The organism is Paenibacillus sp. FSL R5-192, assembly GCF_000517845.1.
GTDB classification, from domain to species: domain Bacteria; phylum Bacillota; class Bacilli; order Paenibacillales; family Paenibacillaceae; genus Paenibacillus; species Paenibacillus amylolyticus.
Genome location: NZ_ASPR01000013.1, coordinates 45,133 through 60,866, shown reverse-complemented (window position 1 = coordinate 60,866; position 15,734 = coordinate 45,133). Strand labels below are relative to the sequence as shown.

Sequence of the window (15,734 nt, the reverse complement as noted above, 5' to 3'; positions counted from 1 at the left end):
ATCCCCTTTATATTCTGGATAAAATCAGTACTGCTTCATTGCTGAGTTTTAGCCGCGCTTCCCCGTATCCCTTAAGAAAAAACTTAGACATTATGCAACAAAATATTATGTAAACTAAAACCATCAGATAGTATATCAATTCACTGTTTCGGAAATAAAAAAAATGTATTAAAGCTGAAAGAATCAATAGAAAAGCTGTATACAATGCTAATATTTTAAAGACATAGAACAGCGAACGGTTTAGGATCACCTTAGATAACAAAATCATCAGACTAGATTTATCTTCCCTGCTCTGGCTCTTGATATTGGCCCACCGATAGAAAATAATCCAGCGATTTCGAAGATCTTTGTGTTGTAATTTTATTTGTTGCTCGGCCCTCAACTTGGCTTCGACTTTGTACTGAAGCTTCTTATTTTCTTTAAATACCATTTCCATATCACTGCGGAGCTTCTTTTTTTTAACTAACTTTGCCGAAACAGATGTTAATAACAGACCAGTTATATAACAAACCATTATTAACATCAGAATCATTAGACTTTTTTGGCTTATCACTGCCTTAATTCCTGGATACTCGGGACGTGAGAGCAAGACATAATGAAACGGCATCCACTCATATAATACATTAAACACTTCAATTTTCATCACGGTAACAGTGGTTAACCATAAAGATGACAGCATAAAGAAACCAGGAATGAACACTCCTATGAGGTCATATAAAAACTCCTCTAGCTTTTGCATAACACTCTCCTCGACTATATTAGAATAAAAGAAAGGTTCTCAGTTTCGACTAATGCACCTACGCTAAAAAAGTTATAGGAAGATAATCCTACAACAACATTAATCATATGCAAGGCGCATTTTCATGGATACACAGATTGAAATACTCGCTATCGTTAGTTTTAACACTCCGTTTTGATAGGGAACTGTACCTATATTGCGAATGACTCAATCGTGTTGAAAAAGATAGTTGCTCTTCCAAAAATGATGGTGATGGTCATCCTCCCACCAATCCATAATTCTGCTTCTGCATACCAGTCTTCTTCTAGAATAACTATCTGAAACCCCTTTGCAGACCAATATTAGGATTTAATAGGAAATTATAGTATTGATATCTTTACAAGAACTAACTTAAGTGTAATGTTAATTATCTTAACTTGACCGCTTGTTTTAATAATTCTATGTGCTCTTTGTGAATTTGCTTTAGAGCACTAATCCTTTCTTCCATAATGTATGGTGCATTGTTTGAAAGCGGATTTAGATTCTCCTTCAAGTAATTATATAATGTGTTTTTTTCTTGAATTGTCGGTAACACAGGAGCAATTGGTAAAGATAAGGGGCCGTCTCGTTGTGCAAGTTCTTCTGGAGTAACAAAACCGAATTCATTAAAATTATATAATGCCTTATCCATTTCCTCTTGAGTTAATTCATAAGAACCTTCTGAATCCAAAGTTACTCTATCAAATTCTAGTAGTAATAATTTTGATGGTTTCTTTTCAAATGTCTCGTAGTATAGGAAAACTATGAGTATTTATTGTCCGGCTAACTCTTTAATAGGCTTAAATTTACTGTTTTTAGGCTTTGGTACTTTATGGACTTTCAAATCATTACTTAAATACAGCCACCTTGATCCACTCATACATACACCCCATTTGATGTTTTATTATCTTCCAATCATATCCCTACCATTAAAGAATCTGATAAATTCAGAAAATGACTTTAGAATATAAAATTCTAAAACTCTCTTGGAAGACAGCAATGTTAAAGTTACCCTTCCTTAAAAGCATTATATCTATATATTCAGTAGTTCTTCTTTCTTCTTTTTAAACTCTTCATCTGTAATAATGCCTAAATCCAACAAATTTTTATATTTTAAAATCTCATCGGCCGCACTCTCAACTTTTTTTGCTGGCTCTTCTCTGCTTGCTGAAATTAATTCATCCCATTCCATTTCTTCGCCTGATCCAATATCAATTACTTCTTTCTTGAAATTTTCCATATCATTCACAAAATCGTTCTCTGAATAGTTACTGGCTACTTCCAACAACTCATTACGTAGTCTATTCCCCATAGGCTTCATTGAAGCGTATGTCATTCCTCCTGAAATCACCCCACCTACTAAAGGGATGGCTTTAGATAGACCCTGAGCAAAAGTTTTTTTAGTAATTTTAACTCCTATTGTGGATGCTACTTTTTTCACAATAGGATAATATATTGTCTTCGTCAAAGCTCGTTGAGGAAGTTTTTTCAATGTTTGCTGTGCCACTTTTGCAGATATTATTTTAAGAGCAGAACTGGCACCGCCCACTCCAAACATTACCCCAAGGAAAATTATTAGTTCTGATTTTACTCTGTCTGAATTTATACCTTGCTCTCCCCACAAATCTTCATGACCAAATAAATATGCCAGTTCCTGGGCCAGTCTTAATGCTACTCCGAAAAATTGTAAAGTATCGGCTGGAATGGTTGCCGCCATTGCAATTCCTCCGGGAAGTCCTGTTGCAAAAGAAATTCCTGTACTCTGTAATGTTCTTTTTTCAATATGACTTTTTGCTAGTTTATTGAGCAAATTAACAGAAATCCCTGCATCAACTGGCCCCTTATCAAGAGCAGCTAGAAGTTCACCACTGCTCACTTTACTCGCTAATATATGTGTCAAAAACTCTTGACGATTTACTTTTACTCCCGGAACTTTTAATGAATTAACTACAATTGCTTCTAGTGAATTTGTATTTTCTTGCTTCGACATTAGTAATCACTCCTGTAATTTTTCTTAATAACCATATAAATTCCTGATTTAATTCCGAACTACTTTGATATACCTGATACAGATTTTTCAAATAGGATTTTAGGGAAGTTATTTAAGGGTATCGATCTTTTATGTTCGGAATTAGCCCCCCTTATTCTAAAACTGCCGCCATCCGGTCTATATATTTCAATCCATTCACTTTCTATTTGGTTTAGGTCAATGCAAGATTCAAATGTTTCAAAATCTACTATACAAACCCCTGTTTCTCCACATACAAAAATTAGATATGTATTCATTGGGAATTGCTTAAATATTTTCGTAACCTCTACTTGGTGTTCTGGAGTAAACGTGAATCTCCAAGATTTACCCGTTTTTGCAGTATACTTAATGTACAACCCTTTATCATGGTTTAATTGATATGCATGTAATGAATTAATATTAGATATTCTGTTAATCGAAGTGAAGTTCTCATGTTCAGTAATTCCTGCTAATGCTACTCCATGATAAAAAGATCTGTTTGTAATCCTCATGTTATATTCTCCTTTGTAAGGATTTAAGTGATATTATCACCATTTTTTTGTAAATAATTTATTTAGCCCGTTTCGAAACACACTCATGCATAGGTGTGTATAAGATTTATGACAACTAAATAACTTGCCTTCACATACCACTTGATAATGTATTTTCCTGAACTACATACATAATAAACCATTTTGTGACATTTGCGAAGAGTATTTTTTGTGCTATAAGAACTATTTTTAGATCTTTTTGCCTAATCACCAAACAAAAAATCAGTTCTAAGATCTCAAAGAGTAGTTTCAATCTTTCATTTTTTTGTATTATTCAGTTGTACGTGCAGTCCTATGAACAATCAGGTCTAGGATGTAAGACGCAGATCTGTCCCTTTTTTCCAACAGATGAATAGCCATGATATGCCTCAACTAATGAATATTGAACATGTTCCAATCTGCATGCTAATGAACCATTGTAGGAAAATTTACTTGGTAACAGTAGTATCATTGAAAATGGTCGTTTGGTTGATGCAGCAAGCCAATGAATGATCTCAATAAGAGCACTGATCAATATTTCTTCGCGCTTCGACTTTGTTTTCATACTTAGCGGACAAATAGAAAGACAACAGATCCCAATAAAGAACTGCTGTCTTTGTATCTAATGCGTTTTCATGATTCGTCCTGAAATATCACATATATATGGAAATCATCTACGCACGATCCACTCTAAACATACAAATTCCATCCCACAATAAAAGCAGCCAAGATGAGCGCCGAGATGCCAGACATGATGTACATCACCTTTTGCTTTTTGCTATAACTGTTCTTCCGCAGTTTGTAGATAAGCAAGCCAAGATACGCCATTGCTAGAACCACATAAAGTAGGTTAAACATTAAATTGATGCGTATCGAAGAATAAGCAGGATAATTGGGAAACCTCAACTTCGTTTGTAGGATGAAAAGATTAAGAAGGAGTGCCACACCTGCAAAGTTAATTACAAGATGATATTTATTAAAATTGGTATTAGGATTTCCTCGTTTATATAGCTTGTTAAGAAGCATCCGGATCAAATAGCCGATCAAAGCAATTAAACTGAAAATGATGGCTAGTGCAACAGGAATAAGAGATATCTTAATTAAGTTCACCTTTACATTCGATACAGGCAAATAATCAATGTAAGGAGTGACTGAAATTTTCTCAACAATACCATTATGCTCGACAACATTATAAGACTTTGCTAAATCAGCTTTTGTATATTTCGTTATATCAAGAAACGTAAATAAATTAGTAAATCTAGCGGCTGCCCGTCTTGCGGGTTGATAATATCCTCCCCCCTCCGAAGTAACTCTATTAGAATTGACATTATCACCGAAAATCTCTTTAGTAAGCCCATAATAATAAATCTCTTCAAAAGACTGGTTTGTCATGACGACCATCCCAAATTTAGATTCGGGATCAAAGACAAGTTTACTGGAGAATGCTTTCAAATTCCCCTCGTGCATCAGTGTAGGCACCCAGTATTCCATCTCAACGAACCCATGCGCAAATCGCGGAGTAGAAGTGCCTTCATAATATAGACTTGTTGACAACATTTCGTTCAACGTATCCCTGTTCTTAAATAATACATTGCTATCATCTACAGGCATCAATGCTGCAAGGAATTTTCCTAAATCTTCTGCTGTCCCAATCGCTGCCCCTGTAGGATAAAACGTTACGTATACTCTGTTCTCAGGGATCAGTTTTAAATCTTTTGTATACCCTTCAATCTCATTTCTTCTTTGTACTAGGTCTGGATGATCTTGCCCCGTTGGATGAATTGAAGTGTCGTTCATATGAAGTGGTTCGAAAATATGTTGATCAACATATTCATAAAAAGGTTGGCCACTTATCTCTTCCACGATGTAACCAGCTAGACCAACGCCGTAGTTCGAATAACCCACTATGCTATTCGGTTTATATATCTGTTTCGGCTCATTTCTACGCAACGTTTCTCCTAATTCTAACGTTTCATCCTCGGAGTAATAGAACACTTCGGCCGCTGTTTGATCTTCCCAACCCGCATTGTGATGCATCAGGTTCATTAGGGTAATCGGTTCATCGTATCTCAGCTTTTTGAAAAATCCCTCTGGCAGATACTCTTGGATATCCGTCTCCAAATCAAGCTTTCCTTGTTCGACAAGCTGCATCACACTCGTATAGACCAACAGTTTCGAGATGGAAGCCCATTCAAAAACCGTAGAGGTATCCGCCTTTCGCTGATTCTCAATATCTGCGTAACCATATGCTTTATTCACAATGGTTTCACCATCTTTGATAGCCACAACCGAAACGGCAGCGGTATACTTCTCATACGAGGCTACATAAGCATCAATCGTTTCCTCTAACTTGGATAAAGGAATCCTGGATGGTGTAGTCTCAACCTGTTTCTCTTCAGCGTGGGCAGGTACCCCTATTGCCATAATGATAAATATGAATGACAGAACACAAGCGATTACTTTGTTAACCGTGTGATATCCACGATTCATCTGCATTAGCTTCTCTCCTTTTATATTAAATGTTAATTACATCTCTTGTTTTCGAGTATGCGTTTTCAAAAGAGTCCATATGACTCCAAATTATTTTCAAATGCAATTACAATCCATCTAGGAGAGAGGCCGAAGAATCTCACTTTTCCAATTAACGATGTTTATTTCTTTATCTTTCAAGAGGCACCAATCAATGATTTCACCTATCAATTTTGGCGTGATGATCTCATCGCTCCATTTCGGTGTTAGTACTCTTCTGTATCCTATATATTCTGTTGTCCATCCTTCGAATTCTTCTCCGATGATGACTATAAATGGGATCTTGTTCTTAATACTGTGTTGTCCAACTTCATAAGTGACGATTAACTTCTTATCCTCAGAAACGATATGTAATTTGATTATCCCTTCATCGTCAATATCCGGTTCAACATACCAATAAAATAATCGATTGGAGCGAACGATTTTACGTTTATATTTTTTTCTTACGCCCATAACCCACCTCATATATTTCTTTTTCTTTGATCGCAGTATTTGGTCAGTTATCCAAGACACAGCTAGAATAGCTTTGAGATCTGATATCAAAAGCCACACTAAGATTAAGGAGTAGTACTCTTGTAAAAATCAATTACTCTATCAAAGATTTCGATCTCTCGTTTTTTTATGTCCGGTAATGTCTCGCTATGCTTTACAATATGATGTATATTATCTGCTACAGTCTCTGCTTTATGAATCCCTACATATCCTGGTACCAGTTCATTAAGATAATGGAAGTATCTCATTTGAGGTTCAATCATGCGCAGATGTTTATCAAAATTTCTTCTGGATCTTGTCTGATCCATCTCCTTTCGCTTGCGCAGCTCATCTTCTTCAGCCCAGAACAGTACATAAGCATCCGGTAATGATATTTCATTCTTCAATAACTTCTCTCTAAAAAAGTTCGCTGTTTCATCTAAAGATAGGTGCTCATAACCATATATCCAGCTGTACCAAATCTTAAATACATCGCCATCCAAAATCACATACTCATGTTGTTGATTCTTCTCATATGCTATATGCCATCTATCGATTTGTCTCTCCAGCAACCACATCATAAGTTCCTTACCGTCAAGTTGAGGAGATTCAAAAAGAAGCCCTGTTTCTGGAACAATAAATGCATCATATTGTGTAGCGAACTGCTGACAAGTGGTACTTTTACCTACAGAACTGGCACCTTCGAGACAAATTATCGTCATTCAATTACCTCCAAATATTACTCACAAAATGATTAATCAACCTTCACTGGCGCTTAAGCGATCATGTTGAATTTCATTAGACTATGTACTGTAGATTTCTTTGATCTTTAGCCAAGTTTCATACCAGAATGTTTTTCTTTTAAGAGGTTTTATTACCTTAATCTCGACTTCTTTTCGTTTCAAATAAACCGTGCCACCCTCTTCAATGAGTCTATCGCCAAATGAAAATACAATATTCTTGCAGTCTTTGTGATACTGGTTCTCTCTTGTTTCTGACCACTCCGCTTTTTCAATAGAATGTCGTTTTCTCATTATTTAAGATCCTCCTTTAAGAAAAACACCACTATTTTCAGCAAAAAGGATACCTGTCACACATCATAAACACTTTGTTATCCGATATTGATGAGCCTTAAGGTTCGTTTATTCCTACATAATGTTATCTGATGTCCATTCCTTCAAAGCGTGTCTTACAAACTTTATTTTCTTATTCCAATTTTTCATCATTATATGGATTTGCATACAAATCAACATCAATTTCAGCATGAATCATATTAACAAATTCAATAAAATCAGAATCGAAATAAAGAGCAGGCGTTTTCCCCTCTTCTATTCTTATTACAATGAAAAATTTTGTTCTTAATTGATGTTCAATTCGAATCGAGTTGATCTCTTTTACTTTGTTTCTTAACATATCGACTACTTTTATTAATTGGTGATTTACATCTAATGATTCTTCATAATCCGTACCTAATGTCCATGATGTTTCTTTTATTCGATGCTTTTTGTTAATTATGTCGCCTTTGTAAGCCGTATTGGTAGGTTCGATTCTAAGTATTGAAGTTACATGATTCGGATCGAATTCATCCCCAAATAAACAAAAATAGGCCATCACTTTGGTTTTGTCTTTCAGGAGTTTCACCTCTTTAAGAATTGATGTATGGATCTCTCCTACTCCAACTCTTTTAATACAATTGCACATAACCTTTGGTGTTTACGAGCCCGAGAACCCTAACTGACCAGTAATTATTCTTGTTTCCATTGATGTAATTCGTGTAGTTTACCAGTTTCATAAAAATACTTTAGTACTTCAAGCATGGGTATTAATTCTATACAAATGTTATCGCAATAATTTCCTAACTGACCACCAATCACTAGAGAAATTTCACTATTTCCCCGCTTATCGTTCATAAGCGTATATATATGTTCATCCATTGTAATAGACACTACAAAATATTCCGGTCCGCCTCCAACTAATGCTGAACCTGTGTCAGATACCTCAAAAAAAACTAATGTAAATTTATCTCCATCGAGTTTTCTCAAAAAACGTAAACTGTCTGCCCATGTAGGTTTCATAACGATCTCTTCATTAAATGTGGTCCCATTCCGTTCATCAATGCTAATAGAGGTTATCATTTTTTTCTTTTTATCCTTTTTAGATCATTTTATTGGTTTAGATCCTCCAACATAAATGTTTCACTATAGATTTTACGCAGCTCAGTTGAGTTATCATGCCACTGAATGAGCTTACCATTGATGATCTGCAACAATACCTCCAGACACCTATGTCACCCAGCGTGGGTATTCACTGCCCATGATTCTTACAACTTCGTTCATTCATCACACATATCCATCTTCAGGTTCACCAACATCAAAACCCAACACTTTTGACGCTTCCAACTTAAATGTTTCTATCCAAGATATCCATACATCGCTATTCATCTGTGCATAAAATGATAATCCACTAGGCTCAACGGATGCTTCAATGAAAACATCATCCTCTTCAGTTCCAAACCAATATGGAATTCCACTTTTATAACCAATCCACCCTGGCATACTCTCATATACTTTAGAAACTTTATCCCATACCTCAACAGGCAGGTCATACCTTATATTTAGGTTGCAATTATGAGAGTTTATGTTGTTCATTACATGCTCTCCTTCTACCTTAGACGTATATCAAAATTCATCCTCTATTTTTATGTAAAGTACTACAACTCTTCCACCACTTGCTCAAAGTTGTATCTCTTGGTCCTTATAGACTTTTTTCGTTTATCGTTTACCAAATATCTTCTCCCTTTAAGATTTCTTTCGTAGGCTGGTCTACAGCTAACCAAGTAGAAATATCCTCTTCTATTTTTCTCTTCCATGCTATTAAAAAATGTACTTGGCATATCTGGTGGGAATTAATCTCTGTCATAGATACTTCAATGCCTTGATCAGAATGTAAGACAAAACTACACTTCTCAAAAGCAGAGTTCAAAGCAAGAGATTTAGGAGTCCTATCACCTTGGTTTCTTTTTCCCATTATCAGTGGTTCTTCTTGGGTTCCTATGTGTAAGCGGTACTGTTCATTCTCATATTCGACAGCTTCAAGATTTTCTCCCGTGTCAGATCCGTAATCTTCCCAGCTGTATCCCTCTTTCCACAAAGCAGAAAAGCTACAAGTGCTTATCTGATGATATGCATTGGGTTTGATTCTAAATACGGCTCCCCAGCATTCGTCTACTTCCTGAGGTGAAGAAAGATTGTGGTTCAGATTACAGAGCACTAACTCGCAATCAAACGAGTCGTAGTAATATTGGTAGAGCAATCCGCCATGTTTGAGCTGAGTACAGTGAGTAGGAAAATAACATTCGCCAGAGGCAGCAAGTGAAAGTTCAATTGTTCCAAGAGGCGTATATATTGAAGGTTTTATAAGATCAGTATCTTGAATTAAAGCTTCTTTTCCACGAAAAAGCTTCATTATGTCCCTCCTTATAGTCTTTCACTTAAGCGTCCAGAACTAAACATAAGCGGTTTTAGGAAAAAACCTCTTTTCAAATTTTGATTTATTAATTTCTGGAATGTTCCAGCATCACGACGCCCCCCTTTAGATAGCCCTTATCTTAGGGAATGGATGTACCTGCTAATCCATTCCACAGAAATATTACGGGCAGATCAAAGGGCGCAAGCCCCTACGCGGGAATATGATATTATACGAAACCAATTTTAATTTAATTTGAACTTGTATATTCTGAAATTTTGTCAAGTGGCCCTCTTGCTATCGCATAAGACTACAGAGGTCTCAATTTGTCTTTCTGGAACATTCCAATAGGTATTTAATAGCTTTTTCTTCTCATCAGGTGCTACCAGTTTAAAACCATTCTTTAAGTAAAATTTCTTAGCCCATTCAGCTGAGTCCCATGTCCCTATTAAGATCGGTTTATTTGTTAAAGCCACCATATGAGTTAAAAGCTTCGTACCTATTCCGCTATTCCGTTGGTTTGTTCGTACATATGCGTGTCTAATTAAACATACATCACCCTTATCTTGAATTCCCATAACTCCTAATAATTGATTTTTTTCTTCAAACCCCCAAAATACTACACCATCGTTCATTTCGCACTTTAGCTCTTCCAATGTCATATAAGGCTCATGATACCTATCGTCAGGAATTACTCCTTTGTATGCCTTTGCTGCATCATTAATAATCTGATACATTACATCCGTATCCATGCTTTTACACAATCTAATCACGTAATTGGCCTCCTTATGGTTTGATGTCGTTTCGTAGATGCTAACCCACCACCGGCTTAAAAGCACCCGAAAGGGTGCTGCTACATGAGCACAGTTAGTTGGTGCGGGGTTATCCGCCTATATCCATAGTCTCTCACGAACTCATTATAGATTGTATTTCATTTTCATTCTTTCATATAACTTATAATCCGTATTTCGATTTACAATCTCTCCAATTAACTCTTTCCATCTGTTTTCAATCCACTTAGGACTTTGTTCTTTCAGAATATCCTCGTTAAATTGACTATCAATATACTCCAAATCTTGTTTAAGCACTCCAATATCCTTAATCAGTTGATTTCTCGATTCTTTTTCTAGCGATATCTTATTCGATAAAATTTCGCCTATGATTTCTACTCTTATATGCGTATACATATCTCTAAACACATTATAGATTAAATAAGTTGATGATAATTGATCTTCCCTGAAGTCGGATTTCAGAAAGACAAATGATTCTTCACCAACTTTCAAAGATACCGCCACATTTCCTAAGGCATGTATGACTGTTTCCTTCGAAGAGCCGTCCTCTAAGCTTTTTATCACATTATCTAAATTAAAGATTGATTCTTTTATACCCATTTGAGTTCCATGATTTAGTTTAACCGTGTATTCAACTTCTTGATTATCTTTGTACGCTTTGAATTGATAGTTGAAGTACATGCTTATTACCAATCCAACCATTAGTATGATTATTGCAATATTTTTTCTCATTAAGTCACCTCCTACTTGTGCCTGAACTACGTATATGATAACCCATATTGTTACAATTGCGAAGGTGAATTGGCTAATAAGGGAGATTTATTAGTTTTCTCAACCCCTTATCCAATCGATCCAATAGGCTTTGAATACGCTGAATATATGCAGGGTTGTACAGGACGCGAGTATGCAGTGGAACCTTCCGTATAGTAATAAAACAAAAAGGCCCTTCTTTATCCCATGGGGAATCCGACGACCTTCCGATGCATTTGGAACATATCAACTTTAAAAAAGGTAGAGCGTACCAACTTTCGCTGCAAGCGGGCTAGCGCCAGCAACTACCTATCAAGCCAACAACGCCTGTTCAATCTGATCCACTATCCCATTAATACCTGTCGGCCCATAACAACCGATCCATGTTGCGGCATCGACCGAGTGTATGTGCTGGCCTTCATCCGTATCGAGCATCCCCCAGACACGTTGCTCGGTCGCAGATATCCCATCCTGCATAAACTCATTACTCAGCAAAAAGTAGTGGCTAGCCTGTACTGCAGGTAATCTCTCAACCGAGATATGATAGGCCGTGTCGGTGGTATCTGCCACAAATAACGGAACGGGCAGACCCAGATCCCGGTACAACACAGCGCCTGTGCGATGAGCAGCAGAATGGACGCGCACGAGGGAATCTAGTGGACGAATCAATGCCACACTTTTTCCTGCCAGTACGGAGGACAATTCCTCGGATAGCAAAGCTGTTCGGCGATGATAATCCGCGATAATCTGCTTGGCCTCTGCTCGCTTGCCTGTCAGTTCACCGAACAGACTTAGAATGGTCTGCCAGTTTTCGTTACGCTTGAACATGAGTACTGGAGCGATTCCACTTAACAGTTCATGGTGCTGATCATGCACCTCGGTGCAAATAATCAGATCCGGTGCAAGTCGCTCTACCGCCTGGAGATCGGGGTATTCATACGTACCAAGTAATGCTGTATGCTGGAGTCCTGACCGGAGTGATTGAGGGAACGTTAACACGCTACTTCCAAGTCCGACACTTCCTACCGGAGACAAGCCCAGTGCAAGCAAATGATCAGCATATTGCACATCGAGGACAGCTATACGCTGTGCTATTTCGGTGACGGTGTACTCCCCGCGCATATGGCAGATGACCGGGCCTTCGGCTGATTCATAGGAAGAAGCTGTGCGATGTTGCAGCAAAGCATTCGCATAGTCTGCATCTCTTCTCGAAGCGGCGGCATGCCGGTAATGTAGCGGTGGGACGCCATTATATTTTTTAAATGCCCTACTGAAATAATACATGTCGCGGTAGCCCATTTTTTCAGCAATTTCCCCAATGGACGCATCCGTATGACGCAGCATGCGTGAGGCACTTTCCATACGCAGCTGAATGACGTATTCCATCGGTCCAAGCTGCTTCTCTTGTTTGAATCGTCGCTGCAGCTGTCTTACACTACAGCCCGCCAGGGCTGCCAGCTCTTTTAGCTCCAAGTTTTGACGATAGTGCGATGTGATATAAGAAGCGACTACATCCACCATGTCGGACTCCGCTCCCCCTTGACCCCGTTCATACTCCATGATCAGCTCGTAGATCATTCCTTGAAGCAAAGCGTTGGCATAGAAACGTTCCAGTCCTTCACCGCGGCGCCATTTGACAACGATTTTTTCGGCGTTTTCGATCCATTCCGCATGGGTTGCCGAGTTTTGAACAAATGACCTGCGCAGCGGGTGCTTGCGATATGAAGGCACAACAAGAGAGGCACCCTCTATGGAAGAAGCCTTGTACATAATGACAATATAATGAATGTCCTCTGATCTGGCCGTCAGCGTAAAGGATGATCCCTTCACCACATGACAGGCAAAAGAAGCTCCAATGTGGCTACCCTCGCCATCCATTGCAAGCTCCCCTTCCCCTCCATATGCCAGCAGCAGCACATTTGAAGTTAATTCAGTTTCGCTAAGAACACTGCCTGTCTGCAAAGTACCGCTATACCCGTCAAGCATCTTGATCGTTGTATCACTCCATAGACTTGTCTGTTCTTGCAGCGGCATTTTTCTCATCTCCTGACAATCACATAGGCATAATCATTGCTGTTGTTATTGTAGTTGAGATTCTTTCTCATTGTCAATTTTCGGACTCGGCACACCTCTTCGTCATGCAGCTCAGGCAAAGCAATGGTCAGAACACTATGAGGGAAACGAATATTCAGTTGTTAGGCGAAGATTCAGCAATGTTGATCAAAGTCTCGTTAATCCCCAGCAGTATCCAATCATTTAATAGGTTTCACATATTTTTAACTTGTCTGTATAACAATTACATGTATAATGGTGGTAATTAGAAGGAGGTGAATACATATGAAAAAATTAGAGATTAAAGAATTGATTTCTAAATCGGAGAAACTGGCTAAAGTTAATGATATGTGGTATTTTGTCAGATCTGGAGAGGGTGCTTGGATTGTAGGTTCAGGAGGCGGAAGCAAGTAAAATGTCTTTTCTGAATCTGTGAATTCCATAAAAGCTAAAACTCAAATTAGTGGTTGAGTCATCTAAAGCTCCAAGCTTCTTCATCAATTTTGATACATACGGGAATTACTCATGTGAGCTCTGGCACAATTTGCGCCTGAAGACTGCCAACCACTAATTATGGGGTCTGGCTACTTTATTAGGAATTATTTAGTAGGAATTTCGAGCGACTGTGTATGAAATAACGCTTTTACATCTCACTTCATTTAAGAACGGTAGAAAGGAAATGTTCATGTATAACAATGCGGTCATAAACCTGGGAGCGAAATGTAACGCAGCCTGCGCTCATTGCTGCTTTTCTTGTTCTCCAGCCTCGACTCAGTCTATGGAGCCAAATTACATAAGACAACTTGCCCATGAATTGGCTGAAAATAAAAAAGTAAACTTGATTTCATTCACAGGTGGAGAAATTTTTTTGAACTATCCATTTTTACAAGAGCTATTAGAAATTATAAAACCTCATCAGAAGAGAATCACCCTTATTAGTAACGGCTTTTGGGGTATGAGTAGAAAAAAAACAGAACAGTATTTTAACGACATGGAGTATTACAATGTGACCAATCTAACAATAAGTTATGATGAATTTCATGAACCATACGTTAAAGCAGACGCCATTAAAAATATACTGGAATGTAGCAGAGACTTCTCTAATACGAGCGTGGCGCTAAATATGGCTGTAACAAAAAGTAAAATGTCTAATCGTATATTAGAATATATGGGAGAATCTTTGCTTGGGATCAGAGTGACAAAGTTCCCACTCATGCCAGTTGGAGAAGCAAAACATGAAGAACCGGACAGCTTTCAACATATTTATAAACTCAGTAACGAAAGGAGTTTGCATTGTCCTGGATTTGAAGTCGTGTATCATTTTGATGGTCAAATATATCCTTGTTGCTCGCCAGCGGTATTTGATACCAAATTGCATTTGAGAGAAAGTATGGATCAAACGTTTGACAGAACCATTGAAAAATTAAACGCCAATCTTCTATTTTACATTATGAGAAAGGAAGGGTTTAAATGGTTTATTGATATAGTTCAGAGCAACCCTGAATTTAATCATATTAAAATTCCGGAACAATTTTCATCAATATGTAACATTTGCAATATTTTATTTAAAACGGAAGAGAATATTGATTTGTTAACACCATATATGATGAATTACTACGAGAATATGGTATGAAGCAGTGTTTTACGTTTGAAAACGAAGAATATGAAATTTTTGTAGAAAACGAAGTCTTTGTTAAAGATAAGTGCAAAAAAGAATTTTATAAGACAAGTATTATCCATTTAAATGAAACTTTAAAGGAGCAGTTGACCGAATATAAGAGTAAAATTAATTCTGTGAATTTCACCATTTATATCACAATTTTTTTAATACTACTTGTGTCTAATCTTTATTTTATTCATTTTTTCGGTTATAAATTCCCTGGGTTTGAACATAACCTGAAAAACTATTTCATTTTTGCTTCTTACATGATTTTTAATGTCTTTATTCATGAGCTAGGCCACATAAAATCCATGAATTTTTTTGGGCGGAAGCATAATAAAGTTGGATTCAAAATGAACTTTTATGTTTTTCCTTCTTTTTATGTTCAACTAAACGATATTTATATGTTATCCAAAAAAGAAAAGCTCATTGTTCATTCAGCAGGTATTTACATAAATTTATTCATTATTTTAACGTTCCAGATCATCAATACGTTATTCTTGAAAATGGATATGTTGTCGGTATCATATATTTTCTTCTTTTTAGCATTATTATGGAATGTGATCCCCGTGTTGAACTCTGATGGATATAAAATTTTACTTACACTCCTAAATAAAGATGAATTTGAAAACTCTAAGAAAAATCATTTGATTATTAAAATAATTCAGATTATTGGAGTTTTACTAGCTATACGTTCAGTATTATTGTGGTTTTAAAAGAG

General features: G+C 37.1%; 18 protein-coding genes. 3 read left to right on the top strand and 15 right to left on the bottom strand.

The window, feature by feature from the left end; genetic code table 11:
• Positions 1-7 precede the first annotated feature (7 nt).
• The 15 genes from C161_RS07935 to C161_RS07865 all read right to left on the bottom strand — a co-directional run bounded on the left by C161_RS07935 (position 8) and on the right by C161_RS07865 (position 13,335).
• On the bottom strand, positions 8-739 hold the full coding sequence (locus tag C161_RS07935; protein ID WP_036669372.1) for a hypothetical protein: 732 nt from the start codon (positions 737-739) through the stop codon (positions 8-10).
• Between the two features lie 406 nt (positions 740-1,145).
• Complete coding sequence (locus C161_RS31920) at positions 1,146-1,448, bottom strand: hypothetical protein (protein WP_156946090.1); 303 nt, start codon at positions 1,446-1,448, stop codon at positions 1,146-1,148.
• A gap of 342 nt (positions 1,449-1,790) precedes the next feature.
• On the bottom strand, positions 1,791-2,747 hold the full coding sequence (locus C161_RS32940) for a bacteriochlorophyll 4-vinyl reductase (protein WP_036669370.1): 957 nt from the start codon (positions 2,745-2,747) through the stop codon (positions 1,791-1,793).
• A gap of 59 nt (positions 2,748-2,806) precedes the next feature.
• Entirely contained in the window at positions 2,807-3,277 is a 471-nt protein-coding gene (locus C161_RS07920; protein ID WP_036669369.1) for a hypothetical protein, read from the bottom strand.
• 708 nt (positions 3,278-3,985) lie between these two features.
• A complete protein-coding gene (locus tag C161_RS07915) occupies positions 3,986-5,791 on the bottom strand; it encodes a serine hydrolase domain-containing protein (protein ID WP_036669367.1) in 1,806 nt (601 codons plus the stop codon).
• 111 nt (positions 5,792-5,902) lie between these two features.
• On the bottom strand, positions 5,903-6,277 hold the full coding sequence (locus C161_RS07910) for a hypothetical protein (RefSeq protein ID WP_036669364.1): 375 nt from the start codon (positions 6,275-6,277) through the stop codon (positions 5,903-5,905).
• Between the two features lie 104 nt (positions 6,278-6,381).
• Positions 6,382-7,017: an AAA family ATPase gene (locus tag C161_RS07905; protein ID WP_036610570.1), complete on the bottom strand. Its 636-nt coding sequence runs from the start codon at positions 7,015-7,017 to the stop codon at positions 6,382-6,384.
• Positions 7,018-7,098: 81 nt separating this feature from the next.
• Positions 7,099-7,329, bottom strand: coding sequence for a hypothetical protein (locus C161_RS07900; protein ID WP_036669362.1), 231 nt, complete (start codon positions 7,327-7,329; stop codon positions 7,099-7,101).
• Between the two features lie 172 nt (positions 7,330-7,501).
• Positions 7,502-7,936 carry a DUF4279 domain-containing protein gene (locus C161_RS07895; RefSeq protein WP_235193760.1) on the bottom strand — a complete coding sequence of 145 codons (435 nt, stop codon included), beginning with the start codon at positions 7,934-7,936 and terminating at the stop codon, positions 7,502-7,504.
• Between the two features lie 104 nt (positions 7,937-8,040).
• Positions 8,041-8,370, bottom strand: a complete 330-nt coding sequence (locus tag C161_RS07890) for a hypothetical protein (protein ID WP_156946089.1) — start codon at positions 8,368-8,370, stop codon at positions 8,041-8,043.
• 264 nt (positions 8,371-8,634) lie between these two features.
• Positions 8,635-8,943, bottom strand: coding sequence for a hypothetical protein (locus C161_RS07885; RefSeq protein WP_036669359.1), 309 nt, complete (start codon positions 8,941-8,943; stop codon positions 8,635-8,637).
• A gap of 130 nt (positions 8,944-9,073) precedes the next feature.
• Positions 9,074-9,760 (bottom strand): hypothetical protein, encoded by a 687-nt coding sequence (locus C161_RS07880; RefSeq protein ID WP_036669357.1) that lies wholly within the window; start codon positions 9,758-9,760, stop codon positions 9,074-9,076.
• 281 nt (positions 9,761-10,041) lie between these two features.
• Positions 10,042-10,533, bottom strand: coding sequence for a GNAT family N-acetyltransferase (locus C161_RS07875; protein ID WP_036669356.1), 492 nt, complete (start codon positions 10,531-10,533; stop codon positions 10,042-10,044).
• Positions 10,534-10,677: 144 nt separating this feature from the next.
• Positions 10,678-11,283, bottom strand: a complete 606-nt coding sequence (locus tag C161_RS07870; protein WP_036669352.1) for a hypothetical protein — start codon at positions 11,281-11,283, stop codon at positions 10,678-10,680.
• Positions 11,284-11,613: 330 nt separating this feature from the next.
• On the bottom strand, positions 11,614-13,335 hold the full coding sequence (locus tag C161_RS07865; protein WP_036669350.1) for a helix-turn-helix domain-containing protein: 1,722 nt from the start codon (positions 13,333-13,335) through the stop codon (positions 11,614-11,616).
• A gap of 303 nt (positions 13,336-13,638) precedes the next feature.
• On the opposite strand from C161_RS07865, the gene C161_RS07860 reads away from it, so the two are divergent.
• The 3 genes from C161_RS07860 (at position 13,639) to C161_RS07850 (ending at position 15,729) form a co-directional block, all read left to right on the top strand.
• Positions 13,639-13,767, top strand: coding sequence for an epipeptide YydF family RiPP (locus C161_RS07860; RefSeq protein WP_036669347.1), 129 nt, complete (start codon positions 13,639-13,641; stop codon positions 13,765-13,767).
• A gap of 271 nt (positions 13,768-14,038) precedes the next feature.
• Entirely contained in the window at positions 14,039-14,986 is a 948-nt protein-coding gene (locus C161_RS07855; RefSeq protein ID WP_036611077.1) for a YydG family radical SAM peptide epimerase, read from the top strand.
• Complete coding sequence (locus C161_RS07850; protein WP_036610592.1) at positions 14,983-15,729, top strand: hypothetical protein; 747 nt, start codon at positions 14,983-14,985, stop codon at positions 15,727-15,729. Before C161_RS07855 ends, C161_RS07850 begins: the two co-directional genes overlap by 4 nt.
• Positions 15,730-15,734 lie beyond the last annotated feature (5 nt).